The organism is Pseudomonas sp. TH39(2020) (assembly GCF_016650715.1).
Lineage (GTDB): Bacteria > Pseudomonadota > Gammaproteobacteria > Pseudomonadales > Pseudomonadaceae > Aquipseudomonas > Aquipseudomonas mandelii_C.
The window spans coordinates 2,583,714-2,605,603 of record NZ_JAEKFF010000006.1 but is presented as its reverse complement, the minus strand read 5'-3'; the positions used below and the strand labels follow the sequence as shown (position 1 = coordinate 2,605,603).

The following is a 21,890-nucleotide window of genomic DNA, read 5'->3' as shown; positions in this document are numbered from 1 at the left end:
AGCTGGTCGCCGCAGTGCGTTTTCACAGGGCCTTAGCTGCGTAACTTGGCATCACCGGCACACAAAGATGCCGGAACCCACAATAACGTCTGCCGAGGAACCCGACATGAAACGACTGATCAGCAGCTGTGTTCTTGCACTCAGCGGTACCGCTTTCCTGAGCGCCAGCGTCATGGCGGCCGAACCTGCTTCATGCCAGAACGTGCGCATGGGCGTCGTGAACTGGACCGACGTGATCGCTACCAGTGCCATGACCCAAGTCCTGCTCGATGGCCTCGGCTACAACACCAAACAAACCAGCGCGTCCCAGCAAATCATCTTTGCCGGGATCCGCGACCAGCGCCTGGACTTGTTCCTGGGCTACTGGAACCCGCTGATGACCCAGACCATCACCCCGTTCGTCGCGGCCAATCAGGTCAAGGTGCTTGAGGCGCCAAGCCTGAAAGACGCTCGCGCCACACTCGCGGTACCGACTTACCTCGCCGACAAGGGCCTGAAAACCTTCGCTGACATCGCCAAGTTCGAGAAAGAATTGGGCGGCAAGATCTACGGCATCGAGCCAGGCTCGGGCGCCAATACCCAGATCAAGGCAATGATCGCCAAGAACCAGTTTGGCCTCGGCAAGTTCCAGTTGGTCGAGTCCAGTGAGGCCGGCATGCTCGCGGCGGTGGATCGCGCCGTGCGACGCAAAGAGGCCGTGGTGTTCTTCGGCTGGGCGCCGCATCCGATGAACGTCAACGTGAAGATGACGTACCTCACCGGCAGTGACGACGCCCTGGGCCCGAACGAAGGCATGGCCACGGTCTGGACCGTCACCGCGCCGAAATACGCCGAGCAATGCCCGAACATCGGTCGTTTGCTGAGCAACCTGACCTACACCGCCGAAGACGAGAGCCGGATGATGCAGCCGCTGCTGGATCACAAGGACGCCTTCGAATCGGCCAAGCAATGGTTGAAGGATCACCCGCAAGACAAGCAACGCTGGCTCGAAGGTGTGACCACCTTCGATGGCAAGCCAGCCGCTGAAAACCTGCAACTGACCGCCAAATAAACCCGATTGAACCACCGACTCGCAGCCCGACCGGGCTGCGAACGGAATCATCACGCCTGTAAGGAACCCGCCTCATGAACCACGACGTCATCATCACCTGCGCACTCACCGGTGCTGGCGACACGACCAGCAAAAGCCCACACGTGCCGGTCACCCCGAAACAAATCGCCGCGGCCGCCGTAGAAGCTGCCAAGGCCGGCGCCACTGTCGTTCACTGCCACGTTCGCAATCCCGAAACCGGCAAATTCAGCCGTGATGTAGCACTGTATCGCGAAGTGATGGAGCGCATCCGCGAGGCGGACGTCGACATCATCGTCAACCTCACCGCCGGCATGGGTGGCGACCTGGAAATCGGTGCTGGCGAGAACCCGATGGAGTTCGGCCCGAACACCGACCTGGTCGGCCCGCTGACCCGTCTGGCCCACGTTGAAGAGCTACTGCCGGAAATCTGCACCCTCGATTGCGGCACCCTGAACTTCGGCGACGGCGACACCATTTACGTGTCCACCCCAGCCCAGCTGCGCGCTGGCGCCAAACGCATTCAAGAGCTGGGCGTGAAGGCCGAGCTGGAAATCTTCGACACCGGTCACCTGTGGTTCGCCAAGCAGATGATCAAGGAAGGGTTGCTCGACGACCCGCTGTTTCAACTGTGCCTGGGCATCCCGTGGGGCGCGCCGGCCGACACCACCACCATGAAAGCCATGGTCGACAACCTGCCTGCCAATGCGGTCTGGGCCGGCTTCGGCATCGGTCGCATGCAAATGCCGATGGCTGCGCAAGCGGTGCTGCTCGGCGGCAACGTGCGGGTCGGTCTGGAAGACAACATCTGGCTGGACAAAGGCGTACTGGCGACCAACGGCCAACTGGTCGAACGCGCCTCGGAGATCCTCAGCCGTCTCGGCGCCCGTGTTCTGACGCCGGCGGAAGGCCGGGCAAAAATGGGCCTGACCAAGCGCGGTTAAACACGAACAACTTTTTCCAATTGTGGGAGCGAGCCTGCTCGCGAAGAGGCCGTCACATCCGGCATCTCTGCCGACTGACACTCCGCATTCGCGAGCAGGCTCGCTCCCACATTAGGTCACCGAATTCTTTTAGGACGTCGCCATGAGCTTTATCACTGAAATCAAAACCTTCGCCGCCTTGGGCAGCGGTGTCATCGGCAGCGGTTGGGTGTCCCGCGCCCTCGCTCACGGCCTCGACGTGGTGGCCTGGGACCCGGCGCCCGGTGCCGAAGCCGCGCTGCGCAAACGCGTCGCTAATGCCTGGGGCGCTTTGGAGAAACAGGGCCTTGCGCCGGGTGCGTCGCAGGATCGGCTGCGCTTTGTCGCAACCATTGAAGAATGCGTTCGTGACGCGGATTTCATTCAGGAAAGCGCCCCTGAGCGTCTGGACCTGAAACTGGAACTGCACGCCAAAATCAGCGCGGCGGCCAAGCCCAATGCCTTGATCGGTTCCAGTACTTCCGGCCTGTTGCCGAGCGAGTTCTACGAGAGTTCGACGCACCCGGAACGCTGCGTCGTCGGCCACCCGTTCAACCCGGTTTACCTGCTGCCGCTGGTGGAAGTGGTGGGCGGCAAAAACACGGCTCCCGAAGCCGTTCAAGCGGCCATGAAAGTCTATGAATCCTTGGGCATGCGTCCGCTGCATGTGCGCAAGGAAGTACCCGGTTTTATCGCCGACCGCTTGCTCGAAGCGTTGTGGCGTGAGGCGCTGCACCTGGTTAACGACGGTGTGGCGACCACCGGTGAAATCGATGATGCGATTCGCTTTGGCGCGGGTCTGCGCTGGTCGTTCATGGGCACGTTCTTGACGTACACCCTGGCGGGTGGCGATGCGGGTATGAGGCACTTCATGGCGCAATTCGGGCCGGCGTTGCAGTTGCCGTGGACGTATCTGCCGGCGCCGGAACTGACCGACAAGTTGATTGACGATGTGGTGGATGGCACCAGCGATCAGTTGGGCACGCACAGCATTTCGGCGCTGGAGCGCTATCGTGATGATTGCTTGCTGGCAGTGCTGGAGGCGGTGAAGACCACCAAAGAGAAGCATGGGATGGCGTTCAGCGAATAATAAGCCAGCAAGACCGGCCGCATCGCGAGCAGGCTCGCTCCCACAGGGAATTTGCTGGGTGACACAGTTTAAGTTCACACCTCAAATCAACTGTGGGAGCGATCCTGCTCGCGATGACGGCAGCCCAGTCACCCCAACACTCCGGATCCTCATCATGCCCACCCTCACCACCTACCAAACCAAAATCATCCCCGACTGGGTCGACTACAACGGCCACCTGCGCGACGCCTTCTACCTGCTGATCTTCAGTTACGCCACTGACGCGCTGATGGATCGCCTGGGCATGGACAGCAACAACCGCGAAGCCAGCGGCAACTCGCTGTTTACCCTCGAACTGCACCTCAATTATCTGCACGAAGTGAAGCTCGACGCCGACGTCGAAGTGCACACCCAAATCATCGGCCACGACAGCAAACGCCTGCACCTCTATCACAGCCTGCATCTGGCGGGTGATGAGAAGGAATTGGCGGGCAACGAGCAAATGCTGCTGCACGTCGATCTTGCCGGGCCGCGCTCCGCACCGTTCAGCGAAGACACCTTGAGCAAGCTGCAAGCCATCGTCGCCGAGCAAACCGACCTTCCCGCCCCCGACTACATTGGCCGAGTGATCGCGTTACCCCCTAAAAAATAACAAGGAGATCGCCATTGAACACCGCCGCCGCTTTTGCCGACTTCCGTACTTACCCGTTGATCAGCGCGTTGACCGCCGTACACACCCTGGCGGACCGAATTCAAGTGAAGTGGGCCGATGACCGTGTCAGCCCCTTTCATCATCAGTGGCTGCGGGACAACTGCCCGTGCCCGCTGTGCGTCTACACCGTCACCCGCGAACAAGTGCTGGAAGTCGTCGACGTCGCCGAAAACCTCAAGCCCTCGGACGTCATCGTTGATGCCGAAGGCTGCCTGCGTGTCGACTGGCAGGACGGCCATCTCAGCCGCTTCGATCCTGGCTGGTTACGGGCCCACGCCTACGATGACGAGTCCCGCGCCGAACGCCGGGCTGCCAAGCCAAAAAGCCAGCTCTGGAACAGCAACCTGACGCTGCCGGTGTTCGATTACCAGGCGTTGATGAACGACAACGACGCCTTGCTGCAATGGCTGCTGGCCGTGCGCGATACCGGCCTGACTCAGGTCCGCGGTGTGCCCACCGAGCCTGGCTCGTTGAAGTTGATTGCCCAGCGGATTTCCTTCATCCGCGAGAGCAATTTTGGCGTGCTGTTCAACGTGCAATCCAAGGCCGATGCCGACAGCAATGCCTACACCGCTTTCAACCTGCCGCTGCACAGCGACCTGCCAACCCGGGAGTTGCAACCGGGGCTGCAATTTCTGCATTGCCTGGTGAATGACGCCGAGGGTGGCGAGAGTATTTTCGTCGACGGTTTTGCCATTGCCGAAGCCTTGCGCGATGAAGATCCCGAGGCGTTTAAAAGCCTCTGCGAAATCCCTGTGGAGTTCCGCAACAAAGACCGCCACAGCGACTACCGCTGTCTCGCGCCGATCATCGCGCTGGATGCCTTTGGGCAGGTGTCGGAAATCCGCATGGCGAATTTTCTGCGCGGTCCGTTCGATGCGTCGGTCGAGCAGATGCCCGCTCTCTATCACGCCTACCGCCGCTTTATTGCGATGACCCGGGAAACGCGATTCCGGGTGATGACGCGGTTAAACCCCGGCGAAATGTGGTGTTTCGACAACCGCCGCACCCTCCACGCCCGCAACGCCTTCGACCCCGCCACCGGCGCCCGGCATTTTCAGGGTTGCTATGTCGACCGTGATGAATTGTTGTCGCGCATCCTCGTGTTGCAACGCTAGACCGCGTCATCGTTCATCGCGAGCAGGCTCGCTCCCACAGTTGACCGGGTTCTTTCAGAGTATTGCGGTTGAATGTGGGAGTGAGCCTGCTCGCGATGACGCCAGCCCAGACACCCCATCTCTCCCTGAATTACAGGCAAAAAAAACCCCGATCAAGCCGTGACAGGATCGGGGCAGAGGTGGGTACTGTTGAGGAGCCGTTGCGCGAGGGTGACCAAACCTTCGTGAAGCCAGCTGATCCCAGTGTGCCCACTCTCCCTTCTCGCAAGTTAGCCGAAAACGACCTGTTCATAGGTATTGCGGCCATTGCGACAATTCGTCCTTGCCGCCACTCCGTACCCCTACGAGAATCGAACCACGACACCGTTCCCTGAAGAAGGATTGCGTCATGATGTACGCCGATTTGATTGACCAGGAAGACCTGTTGGGCCAGCTCAAGGCGTTAGGATTTGCAGTACCCCCTGGTGCCACCGCTGAGCAGGCCTGCGAATGCGCGGTACGGGGCTTGAACAACGAACGGGCAATGGAACTGCGGACCATGGTCAAGCAGATGTACACCAGCAGCGCGACCATTCTGCCGGCCGTGCGCCAGGCCATCGACAGGCAATTGCTGCCCGCGTTGGCGGAGTATCAGCAGAGCCGTAGCGCCTGATAAACCGCTTTCGCGAGCAGGCTCGCTCCCACAGTTGACCGATTCCTCTCAGAGGAACGCGATCTAATGTGGGAGCGAGCCTGCTCGCGAATGAAGGCGCCTCGGTTTAGAGTCTTACGCTAGCAAACGTCGACTCATTACGCGCCTGACTCAACGCCGACAACGGCCCGGACAACGGTGACAACACCAGTGCTTGCGGCAGCGGCATCATCGCCACTTGTTGCGTGGTGTTGGAGCCTACGCGCTCGTCACGCGGCGGAATGCCGAAGTATTCGCGGTAGCACTTGGAGAAGTGCGGCGTAGACACGAAGCCACACACCGACGCCACTTCGATGATCGACATCGGCGTTTGCTTGAGCAGTTGCCGAGCGCGGATCAAGCGCAGTTTCAGGTAATAACGCGATGGCGAGCAGTGCAGGTATTTCTGGAACAGCCGCTCCAGCTGACGGCGCGACACGGCGACGTACACCGCCAGTTCGTCGAGGTCGATCGGCTCTTCGAGGTTGGCCTCCATCAGCGCGACGATTTCCTGCAGCTTCGGCTGGTTGGTGCCGAGCATATGCTTGAGCGGCACACGCTGGTGATCCTGCTCGTTGCGGATGCGCTCGTAGACGAACATTTCCGAGATCGCGGCCGACAGTTCACGGCCATGATCGCGGCTGATCAGGTGCAGCATCATGTCCAGCGGCGCGGTACCGCCGGAGCTGGTGAAACGGTTACGGTCGAGGGTGAACAACCGGGTGCTCATGGCCACACGCGGAAACGCTTCCTGCATAGCGGCCAGGCATTCCCAGTGCACGCTGCAATCGAAACCGTCCAGCAAACCGGCGCAGGCCAGCGCCCAGCTACCGGTGCAGACCGCGCCCAGACGCTTGGACTGACGCGCCTGGCTTTGCAGCCATGACACGTGTTCACGGGTAACAGTGCGTTGAATACCAATACCGCCACAGACAATGATGGTGTCCATGGGAGGCGCTTTGTGCATGGAGGCGTCGGGGGTGATCTGCAGACCGTCACTGGCCCAGACCTGACCACCGTCGACGGTCAGAGTGGTCCAGCGATACAGCTCGCGGCCGGACAATTGGTTGGCCATACGCAGGGGTTCTACTGCGGAGGCCAGAGAAATAAGCGTGAAATTGTCCAGCAGCAAAAAGCCGATGGATTGAGGCGCACGGTTCTGGGGTTGGGCCCCGGAGTTGAACGTCGTCATCGCGGTATCTCCTCACACAAAGCGGGTGATGGCCTCAGGCGGAGGCTCTTGTTATTGCCATCGTTCTCGCGTGGGAGACGGGCTTTGTAATGACAGAGCAAATGCCATGCCTAAAGTTGAATGGCCGTTCAATAACTCCTGAAAACGACGTCGCACCGCGTCTATATAAGCCGCGCCGCGAGTGGGGGTTATAAGTGCCATTATCGGCGGGAGGCGCTCTGCCCCGTTGGGCGTGAGCAAATCGGTAGCACTTGTGGGAACAGGGCTACAGCGACCTGGTGAAGAGTGTCACCGCAAGCACAGGTGACAGGCGGTAATGGCCAACTTGGATCCCGGATCTCGGGCAAGTGGCTTATCTGTAAGCGACGCGCCAAAACGTGGCGCGTTTTGATTCCGGTGTTCACTTAGCGCGCAGTTTTGACTGGTCTGACGCTATCGCGAGCAGGCTCGCTCCCACATTTGATCTGCGTCGTTCACAAATCCAGTGTGGGAGCGGCGGTGCGACGATTCGACTTGCTCGCGAAGCAGGCGACTCGGTCTTACTGAATCAGCACTCGACGGCGCTAACCGCCAACCCACCGCGCGATGTCTCTTTATATTTGTCATGCATGTCCGCGCCGGTATCACGCATGGTGCGGATCACCCGATCCAGCGAGATAAAATGCTGACCGTCGCCACGCAGCGCCATCTGCGCTGCGTTAATGGCTTTCACCGCGGCAATCGCATTGCGCTCGATGCACGGGACTTGCACCAGCCCGCCCACCGGGTCGCAGGTCAGACCGAGGTTGTGTTCCAGGCCGATTTCCGCTGCGTTACACAGTTGCTCCGGTGTCGCCCCCAGAATCTCCGCCAGCCCGGCCGCCGCCATGGCGCAGGCCGAACCGACTTCGCCCTGGCAACCGACTTCGGCACCGGAAATCGAAGCGTTCTTCTTGCACAGAATCCCGACCGCTGCCGCACTGAGGAAATAGTCGACCACGTTGGCGTCGGTCACCACCTCGCTGAATTTCATAAAGTAGTGCAGCACCGCCGGAATGATCCCCGCCGCGCCATTGGTCGGTGCAGTCACCATGCGCCCGCCAGCGGCGTTTTCCTCGTTGACCGCCAGGGCGAACAGGTTGACCCACTCCATGGCGCTCAAGGTCGAGCCGATCACATTGGGTTTGTTCAATTCTTGCAGGCTACGGTGCAGTTTGGCCGCGCGACGGCGCACATTCAGGCCGCCGGGCAAGATACCTTCGTGCTTGAGGCCTTGTTCGACGCAATCCTGCATGGCGCGCCAGAGTGTCATCAGGCCGGCGCGGATTTCCTCTTCGCTGCGCCAGACCTTCTCGTTGGCCATCATCAATTCGGCGACGCGCAGGTTGTGCTTCTGGCACAGGCTCAGCAGTTCGACGGCGCTGGAGAAATCGTACGGCAGCACGGTGCGGTCCAGATCGACCACGCCGCTTGAAGCCTGCGCCTCATCGACGACAAAACCGCCGCCGATGGAATAGTAGGTGTCGCGATGCAGCTCGCCGTCATCACCTTCGACGATCAGCGTCATGGCGTTGGGATGGAACGGCAGGTTCTCGTCGATCAGGCGCATGTCCCGGGCCCAGATGAACGGGACCGACAAACGACCGTCGAGCAATAGTGTGTGGGTTTCGCGCAGGGTTTCGATGCGAATGCCGATTTGCGACGGATCGATCGCGTCCGGCCACTCGCCCATCAGGCCCATGATCACTGCGTTGTCGCTGCCGTGACCGATGCCGGTGGCCGATAACGAACCATAAAGCTGAACTTCGACGCGCCTTACTTGTTCCAAAAGACCCTGCTCACGCAAACCTTGCACGAACAACGCCGCGGCCCGCATAGGTCCCACGGTGTGCGAACTGGAAGGGCCGATGCCGATTTTGAACAGGTCGAAAACACTGATAGCCATTACTGCCGAACTCCTGGATGTGCCAACTCCAGACGCAAAAGCGCCCAGTGACGGAGCTGCTACGCTCAAGCTGCAATCCGCCGAGATGGCCGCATCATCAGGCTTTTGTCATGTCGTTCGACGTCTCACACCGACGCACTCATGCCCACCAACGCCGCGAGGCTTTGACGCTGCGTTTTCGCCGTTTTTTTGCGGATCAGAGGGGAAAAAGGGGCTGAAAAAAGCTGTAAACGACGTCACCGACACTGGATGCGACCATCCCTGTACTGGTTACGACGCACCCTGTAGGCGTCAGATTTTCACTGGTACATGATCGTATCGACTCGATTGCAAGGCGCCGTGGTAGAGCTGTCTCCAAAACGCCATCCAACCGCAACCTATAAGTGCGGTGGTCCAGTCGGAACACTGCCAAAAAAAACACCAAGGAGTCCATCCATGAAAGGTTCCCCGTCGTTGTTGTTGGCCGCCATGCTGAGTCTGCCGTTTCTGGCTCAAGCCGCAGAACCGGCTCAGTGCAACACCGTAAACTTCTCCGATGTCGGCTGGACCGATATCACCGCAACAACCGCCACCACCAGCGTCGTCCTCCAGGCACTGGGCTACAAGACCAAAACCACGATGATTTCCGTGCCGGTAACCTACAAGTCCCTGGCCGACGGCAAGAACATGGACGTATTCCTCGGTAACTGGATGCCGACCATGGAAAACGACATCAAGGCTTATCGCGATGCCGGCACCGTGGACGTCGTACGCACCAACCTCACCGGCGCCAAGTACACCCTCGCCGTACCTCAGGCGCTGTATGACAAAGGTCTTCACGACTTCTCTGATATTCCGAAATTCAAGAAAGAACTCGACGGCAAGATCTACGGCATCGAGCCGGGTAACGATGGCAACCGTCTGATTCAGAGTATGATCGACAAGAACGCCTTCGGCTTGAAAGACGCCGGATTCAAGATCGTCGAGTCCAGCGAAGCAGGCATGTTGTCGCAAGTCGACCGCGCCCAGAAACGCGACACCGCCGTGGTGTTCCTCGGCTGGGCGCCGCACCCGATGAACAAGCGCTTCAAGATCCAATATCTCACCGGTGGTGACGATTTCTTCGGCCCGGACTTCGGTGCCGCCACCGTGGCGACCAACACCCGCAAGGGTTATGTCCAGGAATGCAGCAACGTCGGTCAGCTGCTGAAAAACCTGGAGTTCACCGTCGACATGGAAAGCTCGCTGATGGGCAACATCCTGGACGACAAGATGAAGCCTGACGCGGCCGCCAAGGCCTGGCTGAAAAAGAATCCACAGGTCCTCGATACCTGGCTCGCTGGCGTGACCACCATTGACGGTAAACCAGGCCTGGAGGCCGTGAAAGCCAAGCTCGCGCAGTAATCGCTTACGCCGGGCGAGTTCGCTCGCCCGGGCTGTTTATTTCCTTGCATGCGGACGTTCACTACCATGCTGATTGATCAGAAAATCCCTTTAGGCCAGTACATCGCGGGCTTCGTTGAATGGTTGACGCAACATGGCGCCAGCACCTTCGACGCAATCGCCGTGTCACTGGAAACGATGATCCACGGCGTGACTTTTGCGCTGACCTGGTTCAACCCGCTGGCATTGATCGGCCTCATCGCGCTACTGGCACACTTCATTCAACGAAAATGGGGCTTGACCGTTTTTGTCATCGCCTCCTTCCTGCTGATCCTCAATCTGGGGTACTGGCAGGAAACCATGGAAACCCTTGCCCAGGTGTTGTTCGCCACCCTGGTCTGCGTGGTCATCGGCGTGCCGTTGGGCATTGTTGCCGCGCATAAACCGATGTTTTACACACTGATGCGTCCGGTGCTCGATCTGATGCAGACCGTACCGACCTTCGTGTACCTCATTCCTACCCTGACCCTCTTCGGTCTGGGTGTGGTCCCGGGTCTGATTTCTACGGTGGTGTTCGCGATTGCCGCACCTATCCGCCTGACTTACCTGGGTATTCGCGATGTTCCCGCAGAATTGATGGACGCCGGCAAAGCCTTTGGCTGCTCGCGCCGTCAGCTGCTCGCGCGCATCGAACTGCCCTACGCCATGCCAAGCATCGCGGCCGGTATCACCCAGTGCATCATGCTGTCGCTGTCGATGGTGGTGATCGCGGCACTGGTAGGCGCCGACGGCCTGGGCAAACCCGTGGTCAACGCACTGAACACTGCTGATATCGCCCTGGGCTTCGAAGCGGGCCTGGCGATCGTACTGCTGGCGATCATGCTCGACCGTATCTGCAAACAACCCGAAGCCAAAGTAGGGGGTGACGCATGAGCATTATTCGCTTCGAAGACGTCGACGTAATCTTCTCCAAAGACCCGCGCGAGGCCTTGAAACTCCTCGACCAGGGCATGACCCGCGACCAGATCCTGAAAAAGACCGGGCAGATTGTTGGCGTTGAAAAGGCCAGCCTGGACGTCGAAAAAGGTGAAATCTGTGTACTGATGGGCCTGTCCGGCTCCGGCAAGTCCAGCTTGCTGCGCTGCATCAACGGCCTCAATACCGTCAGCCGCGGCAAGTTGTTCGTCGAGCACGAAGGCAAGCAGATCGACATCGCTTCCTGCACCCCGGCGGAACTGAAAATGATGCGCACCAAGCGCATTGCGATGGTGTTCCAGAAGTTCGCCCTGATGCCTTGGCTGACCGTTCGCGAGAACATCAGCTTCGGTCTGGAAATGCAGGGTCGTCCAGAGAAGGAACGGAGAAAACTGGTCGATGAAAAACTTGAGCTGGTGGGCCTGACCCAGTGGCGCAACAAGAAGCCGGACGAGCTCTCCGGTGGTATGCAGCAACGTGTGGGCCTGGCCCGCGCGCTGGCGATGGATGCCGACATTCTGCTGATGGACGAACCGTTCTCGGCCCTTGACCCGCTGATCCGCCAAGGCCTGCAAGACGAACTGCTGGAGCTGCAAAGCAAGCTGAACAAAACCATCGTATTCGTGAGCCACGATCTAGATGAAGCCCTGAAGCTCGGCAGCCGTATTGCGATCATGAAAGACGGTCGCATTGTTCAGTACAGCGTGCCAGAAGAGATCGTATTGAACCCTGCGGACGATTACGTGCGGACCTTCGTGGCCCACACCAATCCGCTGAACGTACTGTGCGGTCGCAGCCTGATGCGCACCCTGGACAACTGCAAACGCATCAACGGTTCGGTATGCCTGGATCCGGGCGGCGATTCGTGGCTGGACCTGGCGGAAGGCAACACCATCAAGGGCGCTCGCCAGAACGGCGCGAGCCTGGATCTGCAGAACTGGGTGCCGGGTCAAGCGGTTGAAGGGTTGGGTCGTCGGCCAACGGTAGTGGATTCGAACATCGGCATGCGCGAAGCGCTGCAGATTCGTTATCAGACGGGTAATAAGCTGGTGCTGCACGACAACAACAAGGTGGTCGGGATTCTCGGTGACAGTGAGCTGTATCACGCACTGCTCGGCAAGAACCTGGGTTAAAGCAACACACACAAAAACGCCGCGAGAGGATCGCGGCGTTTTTGTTTACGGGATATCGGGTCAAACAGCTTTGTCGGTGAAGGCCCCTTCGCGAGCAGGCTCGCTCCCACATTTAACCGTATCTCTCTGGTAGAACTCGGTCACCTGTGGGAGCGAGCCTGCTCGCGAAGAATACGACTCGGTGCTTCAGACAGAAACACCGCGCCCTTCAACCTTTAGCTATAGACACGGCCAAGGAGCTGCCGATGGCTTTCAAACTGATCAAGCACGTCACGGGTGATCTGATCCTGAGTGAAGCCCATCAAGTCGTAGTCCTGACTGCCGTTGTGCAGGTACACCTCGGCGCGGTAGTAACGTGCGCGGGGTTCATCAGCACTTTCAGCCGAAACCATGTCGCTCGCCGCTGCCAGATAGCCGTCCAGGCTTACTTCGTAGACAAAAGGGTTGCCCTCTTCCATCTCGATCCGCAGCCCCATGCAACGCTTCGACTTGCCCAACAGCGTCTGCACATCCAGACCCTGAGCACGCAATTGCACAGCCGCATCTTCCAGCGCCGGGCTGACTTGCTTGTCCATGAAACGCTGAACAATCGACTGATTCGGCTGCAAGTCCAGCTGAGTCAAACGCTCGCTGAAACCACGACGACCGCGGGCTGCGAGCTCCGCTTGCTCCTGTTCGATCTGCACGTCCTGGCGCATCGCCTTGTGCAGGCCAAACATGAAGAACACCAGCACCACCGAGAACGGCAGACCGGCCAGCACCACCATGGTTTGCATGGCTTCGAAGTTACCGGCGAACAGCAGGCCGATGGTCACCAGTGTGATCACCGCCGACCAGAAGATCCGCAGCCAGTGCGGGGCATCTTCGTCGACGTTGCCGCCCTTGCACGAAAGGTTCGCCATCATCACCGCGCCGGAATCCGCCGGGGTCAGGAACAGCACGAAACCGACAAAGATCGACACGCCGATCACGATCTTCGACGCCGGGTAATGCTCAAGCAATTGGTAGATCGCCATGGACGGCTGTTCCAGCGCCGTCTTGCCGAGCTCCACCGCCCCATGGTTCATCACCAGGTCCAGGGCCGAGTTACCGAAGATCGACAGCCACGCCAGGGTGAAACCCAGTGGAATCAGCAGCACGCCGGCCACCAGTTCACGCACCGTGCGACCACGGGAAATACGCGCGATGAACATACCCACGAATGGGGCCCAGGAAATCCACCAGGCCCAGTAGAACAGGGTCCACAGGCCCAACCAGCGGTCAGACTTCTCGCTGTCGCCTTCGTACACATAGAGGTCGAAGGTCTTCAGCACCACGCCGTTCAGGTAGTCGCCGATGTTTTGCACAAAGCCGTTGAGCAGGTGCAGGGTCGGGCCGAACAGCAGCACGAAAATCAACAGGCCGCTGAACAGCACGATGTTCAGGTTGGACAGACGGCGAATACCGTTTTCCACGCCGGATACAGCCGCGATGGTCGCCACGGTGCTCATCACGATGATCACGATCAGCAGGTTGGTGTTGCTGTGTTCCATGCCGAACAGGTTTTCAAGCCCCGACGACACTTGCAGCGAACCAATCCCCAGGTTCGTCACCAGACCCAGCAGGGTCACGAACATGCCGAAACCATCCACCGCATGACCGGCGGCGCCTTTGACCCAACGCTCGCCCACCAGCGGATACAGCGCCGAACGCAACGCCAGCGGCTGGTTATGACGGTAAGCAAAGTAAGCAACGGCCAGGCCGACCAATGCGTAGATCGCCCAGCCGTGCAGGCCCCAGTGCAGGAACGTCAGCTGAACGGCCTGACGTGCAGCGAGGTTGCTGCCGGCAACGCCTTCCGGCGGATTGAAGTAGTGGTCCAGCGGTTCGGAAGCACCAAAGTACAACAGCGAGATGCCGATCCCCGACGAGAACAGCATCCCCGCCCAGGCGCCGTAACTGAAGTCCGGGGTGTCGTCCTTGCTGCCCAGCTTGAGCTTGCCGTAGGACGAAAACGCCAGGCCGACCACGAAAACCAGGTAAGCGGCGATCACCACCATGTAGTACCAGCCGAAGCTGCGGGACAACCAGGCCTGGGCAATACCAAGCAATCTGCCGGCCTCTTGCGGGGCGATGATCAGAATGGCGGTCAACAACAGGATCAACGCGGTAGAGGTGTAGAACACCCAACCGTTGACCGTCACCTTCTCGGGTGGGGTCTTTATAAGAGAGGCAGAACTCATGGCACAGATGCTCCAGGCAGTGCGAGAGAAGAACACAAGGCAACGCGTTACCCGACCAATCGGTTAGTTGGCAGCCGACCAGCGGGTGATATAAAGACAGCCCGAAAAAAGCCCGAAGCCCATGAGCGCCAGTGCGCGTGGGTTTCGAGCGTTTTCGGATGTCGTTTTTCCGCCAACTACATGTAGGAAAAACCTGTAGGCAGCGACGAATTGTCGCAGATCTTATTCTTTGTTGATTGAACGTTCAATCAAAACAAAATAGACTGGCCTTCAATCCGATAGACGTTTTACGTCAGCCGGAAGGCCTAAGGAGATGTGCAAGATGCCCAAGGTCGGTATGCAACCCATCCGCCGCCAGCAGTTGATCGAAGCCACATTGCAGGCGGTAGATCAGGTCGGAATGGGGGACGCCAGCATTGCGCTGATCGCCCGTTTGGCCGGTGTCTCGAATGGCATCATCAGTCACTATTTTCAGGACAAGAACGGCCTGATCGCTGCCACGGCGCAGTATCTGATGAGCGTCCTCAGCGAGAACGTCACCGCGCGCCGTCAGGCGCTGGAGGACAGCAGCCCGCGGGCGCACCTCCAGGTGATTATCGAAGGCAACTTCGACGCCAGCCAGGTCAATGGCCCGGCAATGAAAACCTGGCTGGCCTTCTGGGCCACCAGCATGCACCACCCGTCTTTGCACAGGTTGCAGCGGATCAACGATCACCGTCTGTATTCCAACCTGTGCTGCCAGTTCCGCCGTGTATTGCCGCTTGATCAAGCGCGCAGTGCAGCCCGAGGCCTGGCAGCCCTCATTGACGGTTTGTGGTTGCGCGGCGCGCTGTCGGGAGATGCTTTCGACACCGAGCAGGCGCACCAGATCGCTTACGAATACATGGATTTACAACTGGCCAAGCAGGTGAGTTAGAGCACATATAAACGCTCAGCCCCTGAACTGCTACTGATCGGTGTTGCCACAACCTTATGGCATCACCGCAGTGGCCTACGCCAACCACTTATGCACTTGCGAGGACACTATGGCCCGTTTCGAACTGCAAAAACTTTACATCGATGGCGGTTACTCCGACGCCAGCAGCGACGCCACCTTCGAAGCCATCAACCCGGCTAACGGTGAAGTCCTCGCAACCGTACAGCGTGCGGCCAAGGAAGACGTTGAGCGCGCCGTCGTCAGCGCCGAAAAGGGCCAGAAAATCTGGGCCGCGATGACCGCCATGGAGCGTTCGCGCATCCTGCGTCGTGCCGTCGACATCCTGCGCGAGCGCAACGATGAACTGGCTGCCCTGGAAACCCTGGACACCGGCAAGTCGTTCTCCGAAACCAAGTACGTCGACATCGTCACCGGCGCTGACGTGCTGGAGTACTACGCTGGTCTGGTTCCGGCCATCGAAGGCGAGCAAATCCCGCTGCGCACCACTTCGTTCGTCTACACCCGTCGCGAGCCGCTGGGCGTCGTGGCCGGTATCGGCGCGTGGAACTACCCGATCCAGATCGCCCTGTGGAAATCCGCCCCTGCCCTGGCAGCCGGTAACGCGATGATCTTCAAGCCAAGCGAAGTCACTTCCCTGACCACGCTGAAACTGGCCGAGATCTACACCGAAGCCGGCGTTCCGGCTGGCGTGTTCAACGTGCTGACCGGCAGCGGCCGTGAAGTCGGCACCTGGTTGACCGAGCACCCACGCATCGAAAAGATCTCCTTCACCGGCGGCACCGACACCGGCAAGAAGGTCATGGCCAGCGCTTCCGCCTCGTCGCTGAAAGACGTGACCATGGAACTGGGCGGCAAATCCCCGCTGATCATCTTCGACGACGCCGACCTCGATCGCGCCGCCGACACCGCCATGATGGCCAACTTCTACAGCTCCGGTCAGGTCTGCACCAACGGCACTCGCGTGTTCGTGCCAAGCCACCTGAAAGCCGCGTTCGAAGCCAAGATCGTTGAACGCGTCGCACGCATCCGCGTCGGCAACCCGGAAGACGAGAACACCAACTTCGGCCCACTGGTCAGCTTCGCCCACATGGAAAGCGTGCTGGGTTACATCGCCAAAGGTAAGGAAGAAGGCGCTCGCGTCCTGTGCGGCGGCAGCCGTCTGACCGAAGGCGAATTCGCCAAAGGCGCGTTCGTGGCACCGACCGTGTTCACCGACTGCACCGACGAGATGACCATCGTTCGCGAAGAAATCTTCGGCCCGGTGATGAGCATCCTGACCTACGAAACCGAAGAAGAAGTGATCCGTCGTGCCAACGACACCGACTTCGGCCTGGCCGCTGGCGTTGTCACCAAAGACCTGAACCGCGCTCACCGTGTGATTCATCAACTGGAAGCAGGTATCTGCTGGATCAACGCCTGGGGCGAATCCGACGCCAAGATGCCGGTCGGCGGCTACAAGCAGTCGGGCGTGGGCCGTGAGAACGGCATCAGCTCGCTGAACAACTTCACACGCATCAAATCGGTACAGGTCGAACTGGGCGATTACGCCTCGGTGTTCTAAGCCCCGGCTGAAAACCCTGTAGCAGCTGCCGAGGTACGAGGCTGCGTTGCGTGTCCGCAGGACCGCCCTCAGAGGGCCGCTGCGCGACCCAACGCAGCCTCGTACCTCGGCAGCTGCTACAGGCGACCTGACCAACTTCAAGAGGGTGCATTCAATGTCCCAAGAATTCGATTACATCATCATCGGTGCCGGCTCGGCCGGTAACACCCTGGCGACCCGTCTGACTGAAGACGAAGGCGTCACCGTCCTGCTGCTCGAAGCAGGCGGTCCAGACTACCGTGCAGACTTCCGCACGCAAATGCCGGCCGCTTTGGCGTTCCCGCTGCAAGGTCGTCGCTACAACTGGGGCTACGAAACCGATCCAGAGCCACACATGGACGGTCGCCGGATGGAATGCGGTCGCGGCAAGGGCCTGGGTGGTTCTTCGCTGATCAACGGCATGTGCTACATCCGCGGCAACGCGATGGACTACGACAACTGGGCCAAACTGCCAGGTCTTGAAGACTGGGACTACCTGAACTGCCTGCCGTATTTCCGCAAGGCTGAAACCCGCGACATCGGCCCGAACGACTATCACGGTGGCGAAGGTCCGGTCAGCGTGACCACGCCAAAAGCCGGCAACAACCCGCTGTTCAACGCGATGGTTGAAGCCGGCGTGCAAGCCGGTTACCCGCGTACCGAAGACCTGAACGGTTATCAGCAGGAAGGTTTCGGTCCGATGGACCGCACCGTGACGCCGAACGGCCGTCGCGCCAGCACCGCTCGCGGTTACCTGGACATCGCCAAGAAGCGCTCGACCCTGACCATCGTCACCCACGCCCTGACCGACAAGATCCTGTTTGAAGGCAAGCGTGCGGTCGGCGTGCGTTACCTGATCGGCGCCGCTGAAGAGCGCGTTGAAGCCCGCGCCCGCAAAGAAGTTCTGCTGTGCTCCGGCGCTATCGCTTCGCCGCAGATCCTGCAACGCTCCGGCGTCGGCCCGGCCGAGCTGCTGAAAAAACTCGACATCCCGGTGGTCCATGACCTGCCGGGCGTGGGTGAAAACCTGCAGGATCACCTCGAGTTGTACCTGCAATACGCCTGCACTCAACCGGTCTCGCTGTACCCGTCGCTGCTCTGGTACAACCAGCCGGCCATCGGTGCCGAGTGGCTGTTCAACGGCACCGGTATCGGCGCCAGCAACCAGTTCGAAGCCGGCGGTTTTATCCGTACTCGCGAAGAGTTCGATTGGCCGAACATCCAGTACCACTTCCTGCCGGTCGCGATTAACTACAACGGCAGCAACGGCGTGAAAGAGCACGGTTTCCAGGCGCACATGGGTTCCATGCGTTCGCCGAGCCGCGGTCGCATCCAGGTCAAGTCCAAGGATCCGCGCGAGTACCCGAGCATCCTGTTCAACTACATGGCCACCGAGCAGGACTGGCAGGAATTCCGCGACGGCATCCGCCTGACCCGTGAAATCATGCAACAGCCTGCACTGGACGCTTACCGTGGCCGCGAAATCAGCCCGGGCATCGACGTGCAAACCGACGAGCAGCTCGACAAGTTCATCCGTGAACACGCCGAAACCGCGTTCCACCCATCCTGCTCGTGCAAGATGGGCACCGACGAAATGGCCGTGGTTGATGCCGAAGGTCGTGTGCACGGCATGCAGAGCCTGCGTGTGGTCGATGCCTCGATCATGCCGATCATCACCACCGGCAACCTGAACGCGCCGACGATCATGATCGCCGAGAAAATCGCCGACAAGATCCGTGGTCGCAAGCCGTTGCCGCGTAGCAAGGCTGCCTATTTCGTGGCCGGCGATGCGCCGGTGCGTGGCAAGCCGTTGCGGGATGTGAGCCTGACTGCTCAGTAAGTCTTAACACCGCGGCGGGGCCTTCGCGAGCAGGCTCGCTCCCACATTTGATCTTGGGTGTTCACAGAATTTGTGTTCACTGAAGATCTCTTGTGGGAGCGAGCCTGCTCGCGAAAGCGTCCGACCAAACGACACAGATCTGCCTGCCCCTCCCTCGGTTAACCTTTCCTACACCTCTCCAAGCTTGATCCTACCCCCACGCAGGCCTAATCTAGCGCCACGCAAACGTTTCACCCCCCTCGCAACATCGATACACCGCCACTCCATACCAAGGAGGTTCCCGAATGTTCGATTTCCACCCCCAGCTCAAGCAGCGCTTCGCTGCCTTGCGCACGGGCGCTGAATTCTTTTCGCTGCGTTATGTGCGCGAGTCCGGTCAGTACCTGTCGGTGCGCAAAAACGTTGCCGAACCTCCCAGCCTGAGCCGTGACGAAGGCGCGATGCTGACCGTTCGGGTCAACGGCGTCGAAGCCTACGCGGCGACCAACGACCTGTCGCAACAAGGCCTCCAAGCCGCACTGGAGAAGGCCGAGCAACAAGCCCGCCGACTCAAGCCCCACGCCCTGCTCGACCTCAGCGCGCAAGTGGTCTCCAGCGACCGCGCCGACTACTTTTCGCCGAACCTCGACCAGCCCTTCCCGTCCCTGAGCGATTGCTACCAACTGCTCGGTGCCGAATCCGCCGCCGTGCCCAAGGATGAGCGACTGGTGAACTGGGAAGTGAGCATCGGCATCACCCATGTCGAACAGATCTACCTCAGCAACGCCGGCGCCGAACTGCGCCAGGCCCAGCGGTTCGTCTACCCGAGCCTGGAAGTCACCGCCTACGACGGCAACGACAGCCAGACCCGAACCTTGGGCCGCGAGAACTTCGGTCAACAGGGCGGTTTTGATGTGATCAGCCGCTGTGGCCTGGTCGGCGCCGGTCCAAAAATCGCCGATCAGGCGCTGCAATTGCTGCTGGCGCCGAACACCCCGAAAGGCCCGCGTGACCTGCTGTTGATGCCGGACCAGATGATGCTGCAGATCCACGAGTCCATCGGTCACCCGCTGGAACTGGACCGCATCCTCGGTGACGAGCGCAATTACGCCGGCACCAGTTTCGTCAAGGCCGAAGACTTTGGCAGCCTGCAGTACGGCTCCAAACTGCTCAACGTGACCTTCGACCCGGACATCCCCGAGCAGCTCGCCAGCTATGGCCATGACGACGACGGTACTGCCGCGAGCAAACAATTCCTGATTAAAGAAGGCTTGCTGCTGCGCCCATTGGGCGGCGCGCTGTCGCAGTTTCGCGCGGGCATGGAGGGCGTGGCCAACAGCCGCGCCTGCAGCTGGAACCGTCCGCCGATCGATCGCATGGCCAACCTGAACATCGAGGCCGGCGATCAACCGCTGGAGCAGATGATCGGCAACATCGAGCACGGCATCTTGATGAGCACCAACCGGTCCTGGTCCATCGACGATGCCCGCAACAAGTTCCAGTTCGGCTGTGAATGGGGCCAACTGATCGAAAACGGCGAACTCAAAGGCGTGGTCAAGAATCCGAACTACCGGGCGATTTCCGCGCAGTTCTGGAAAAGCCTCAGCGCCGTTGGCGATGCCAACTCCGTCAAGGTCCTGGGCACGCCGAACTGCGGCAAAGGCGAGCCGAACCAGGTGATCCGTGTCGGCCATGCCTCGCCGGCCTGTGTGTTCAGCAACGTTGATGTGTTTGGGGGAGATGCCTGATGAGTACGTCGAAAAATCAGGCCGAGTCATTCAAAGTCTTGGTCAACTGGGTGCGTGATGCGATTCGCGAGCCGGAACAATTCACCCTCAGCTACGCCGCCGAATCCTCGGCCTTCGTGCGCTTCAACCACGCCAAGGTCCGTCAGGCCGGGCAGGTGCAACAGGCGAGCGTCGGTTTCAAACTGATCAACGAGGGGCGCCACGCCGACCTGAACATCACGCTGTCGGGTGATGCCGCAGTCGATGTGCAGCGCCTGGCCGAAGGTCTGCAACAGCTGCGCGAAACCTTGCCGTTGCTGCCGCAGGATCCCTACCTGCTGCTCAACCACAACGGTTGGCAGAGCAAGAATGTTCAAGATCACCCGCTGCCGGACACCGAGCAGGTGGTCGCTGAAATCACCCAGGCCGCCGAAGGGCTGGACCTGGTGGGTTTCTACGCCGCCGGCCCGATCAGTCGTGGTTTCGCCAGTTCTTCGGGCGCGTTCGGCTGGCATCAGGCCAACAGCTTCAACTTTGATTTCAGTCTGGTCCATGAAAACGGCCAGGCGGTGAAAGCCAGCTACGCCGGGCACGACTGGAACAGCGAAGGGTTTGCCAAGCGCTTTGCGCAGGCACGCGAGCAGTTGGCGTTTCTCGGCAGACCGCAACACACCCTGGCGCCGGGTCAGTACCGCGCGTATCTGGCGCCGGCAGCCCTGGGAGAAATCATGGACATGCTGGGCTGGGGTGGTTTCTCGGCGCAGTCGATTGCCAGCAAAAACAGCCCGCTGCAGAAGCTTTACGCGGGCGACAGTGCGTTCAGCCCATTGGTATCGGTCGATGAAAAGGTCAGCGGTTCGTTGAGCCCGGCATTCTCCGGCGAAGGTTATCCGCGCAGCGATCTGGGGTTGATCGTCAATGGCAAGGCCGGCGCGCAGATGGTCAGTTCACGCAGTGCGGCCGAGTACGGCCTGACCGCCAATGGCGCCAGCGGTGGTGAAATGCCAAGCGCAGTGAACATGGCGGCCGGTACGTTGCCTGATGCAGAGATTCTCAAGCAATTGGGCACTGGCCTGTACATCAGCAACCTCTGGTACCTGAACTACTCGGACCAACCGGCAGCACGCCTGACCGGCATGACGCGGTTTGCGACCTTCTGGGTCGAGAACGGCGAGATTCAGGCGCCGGTGAGCACCATGCGATTTGATGACAGTGCCTACAGTTTGCTGGGATCGCAGCTGGAAGCGTTGACCGAGGAGCGCGAGCTGATGTTGTCGGCAAGCACCTACAGTCAGCGGGCCACAGCGTCGGCGTTGTTGCCGGGGGCGCTGATCAACCGGTTGACCTTGACCCTCTGACACCGATCGTTCCCACGCTCTGCGTGGGAACGATCATCGTCGTCGTATAAATCAAATGAGGT

General features: G+C 59.9%; 17 protein-coding genes. 14 read left to right on the top strand and 3 right to left on the bottom strand.

Going from position 1 to position 21,890, the window contains the following annotated elements; all coding sequences use genetic code 11:
• The first annotated feature begins 106 nt into the window (after positions 1-106).
• The 6 genes from choX to JFU47_RS19620 all read left to right on the top strand — a co-directional run bounded on the left by choX (position 107) and on the right by JFU47_RS19620 (position 5,582).
• Complete coding sequence (gene choX / locus JFU47_RS19645; RefSeq protein WP_201185004.1) at positions 107-1,051, top strand: choline ABC transporter substrate-binding protein; 945 nt, start codon at positions 107-109, stop codon at positions 1,049-1,051.
• Positions 1,052-1,125: 74 nt separating this feature from the next.
• Positions 1,126-2,013, top strand: a complete 888-nt coding sequence (locus JFU47_RS19640; RefSeq protein ID WP_140674841.1) for a 3-keto-5-aminohexanoate cleavage protein — start codon at positions 1,126-1,128, stop codon at positions 2,011-2,013.
• A 142-nt stretch (positions 2,014-2,155) separates the two neighbouring features.
• Complete coding sequence (locus JFU47_RS19635) at positions 2,156-3,121, top strand: L-carnitine dehydrogenase (RefSeq protein ID WP_102614905.1); 966 nt, start codon at positions 2,156-2,158, stop codon at positions 3,119-3,121.
• Between the two features lie 154 nt (positions 3,122-3,275).
• On the top strand, positions 3,276-3,752 hold the full coding sequence (locus JFU47_RS19630; protein ID WP_008151919.1) for a thioesterase family protein: 477 nt from the start codon (positions 3,276-3,278) through the stop codon (positions 3,750-3,752).
• A gap of 14 nt (positions 3,753-3,766) precedes the next feature.
• Positions 3,767-4,930 (top strand): gamma-butyrobetaine dioxygenase, encoded by a 1,164-nt coding sequence (locus JFU47_RS19625; RefSeq protein ID WP_201185002.1) that lies wholly within the window; start codon positions 3,767-3,769, stop codon positions 4,928-4,930.
• Positions 4,931-5,318: 388 nt separating this feature from the next.
• Positions 5,319-5,582, top strand: coding sequence for a hypothetical protein (locus JFU47_RS19620; RefSeq protein ID WP_046045296.1), 264 nt, complete (start codon positions 5,319-5,321; stop codon positions 5,580-5,582).
• Between the two features lie 106 nt (positions 5,583-5,688).
• Here JFU47_RS19620 and gbdR read toward each other — a convergent pair whose 3' ends face one another.
• Both gbdR and JFU47_RS19610 read right to left on the bottom strand, forming a co-directional pair.
• Complete coding sequence (gene gbdR / locus JFU47_RS19615) at positions 5,689-6,792, bottom strand: choline metabolism transcriptional regulator GbdR (RefSeq protein ID WP_123368585.1); 1,104 nt, start codon at positions 6,790-6,792, stop codon at positions 5,689-5,691.
• Positions 6,793-7,339: 547 nt separating this feature from the next.
• Positions 7,340-8,716 (bottom strand): L-serine ammonia-lyase, encoded by a 1,377-nt coding sequence (locus tag JFU47_RS19610; protein WP_201185000.1) that lies wholly within the window; start codon positions 8,714-8,716, stop codon positions 7,340-7,342.
• 435 nt (positions 8,717-9,151) lie between these two features.
• On the opposite strand from JFU47_RS19610, the gene JFU47_RS19605 reads away from it, so the two are divergent.
• The 3 genes from JFU47_RS19605 (at position 9,152) to choV (ending at position 12,186) form a co-directional block, all read left to right on the top strand.
• Positions 9,152-10,099, top strand: a complete 948-nt coding sequence (locus JFU47_RS19605) for a choline ABC transporter substrate-binding protein (RefSeq protein ID WP_201184999.1) — start codon at positions 9,152-9,154, stop codon at positions 10,097-10,099.
• 66 nt (positions 10,100-10,165) lie between these two features.
• Positions 10,166-11,011, top strand: coding sequence for a choline ABC transporter permease subunit (gene choW, locus JFU47_RS19600; protein ID WP_140674859.1), 846 nt, complete (start codon positions 10,166-10,168; stop codon positions 11,009-11,011).
• A complete protein-coding gene (gene choV / locus JFU47_RS19595) occupies positions 11,008-12,186 on the top strand; it encodes a choline ABC transporter ATP-binding protein (RefSeq protein ID WP_129440470.1) in 1,179 nt (392 codons plus the stop codon). Before choW ends, choV begins: the two co-directional genes overlap by 4 nt.
• Before the next feature lie 215 nt (positions 12,187-12,401).
• On the opposite strand, the gene JFU47_RS19590 is transcribed toward choV, so the two are convergent.
• A complete protein-coding gene (locus JFU47_RS19590) occupies positions 12,402-14,351 on the bottom strand; it encodes a BCCT family transporter (protein ID WP_342215390.1) in 1,950 nt (649 codons plus the stop codon).
• A 379-nt stretch (positions 14,352-14,730) separates the two neighbouring features.
• Between JFU47_RS19590 and betI the strand changes: the two genes are divergently transcribed.
• The 5 genes from betI (at position 14,731) to JFU47_RS19565 (ending at position 21,828) form a co-directional block, all read left to right on the top strand.
• A complete protein-coding gene (gene betI, locus JFU47_RS19585) occupies positions 14,731-15,324 on the top strand; it encodes a transcriptional regulator BetI (RefSeq protein ID WP_056739053.1) in 594 nt (197 codons plus the stop codon).
• Positions 15,325-15,433: 109 nt separating this feature from the next.
• The gene (gene betB / locus JFU47_RS19580; RefSeq protein WP_140893686.1) at positions 15,434-16,906 is read left to right on the top strand and encodes a betaine-aldehyde dehydrogenase; all 1,473 of its coding nucleotides are present in this window, start codon (positions 15,434-15,436) and stop codon (positions 16,904-16,906) included.
• A 154-nt stretch (positions 16,907-17,060) separates the two neighbouring features.
• Positions 17,061-18,764 (top strand): choline dehydrogenase, encoded by a 1,704-nt coding sequence (betA, locus tag JFU47_RS19575; protein WP_201184995.1) that lies wholly within the window; start codon positions 17,061-17,063, stop codon positions 18,762-18,764.
• A gap of 284 nt (positions 18,765-19,048) precedes the next feature.
• Complete coding sequence (locus JFU47_RS19570) at positions 19,049-20,491, top strand: TldD/PmbA family protein (RefSeq protein WP_201184994.1); 1,443 nt, start codon at positions 19,049-19,051, stop codon at positions 20,489-20,491.
• Entirely contained in the window at positions 20,491-21,828 is a 1,338-nt protein-coding gene (locus tag JFU47_RS19565) for a TldD/PmbA family protein (protein ID WP_201184992.1), read from the top strand. Before JFU47_RS19570 ends, JFU47_RS19565 begins: the two co-directional genes overlap by 1 nt.
• Positions 21,829-21,890 lie beyond the last annotated feature (62 nt).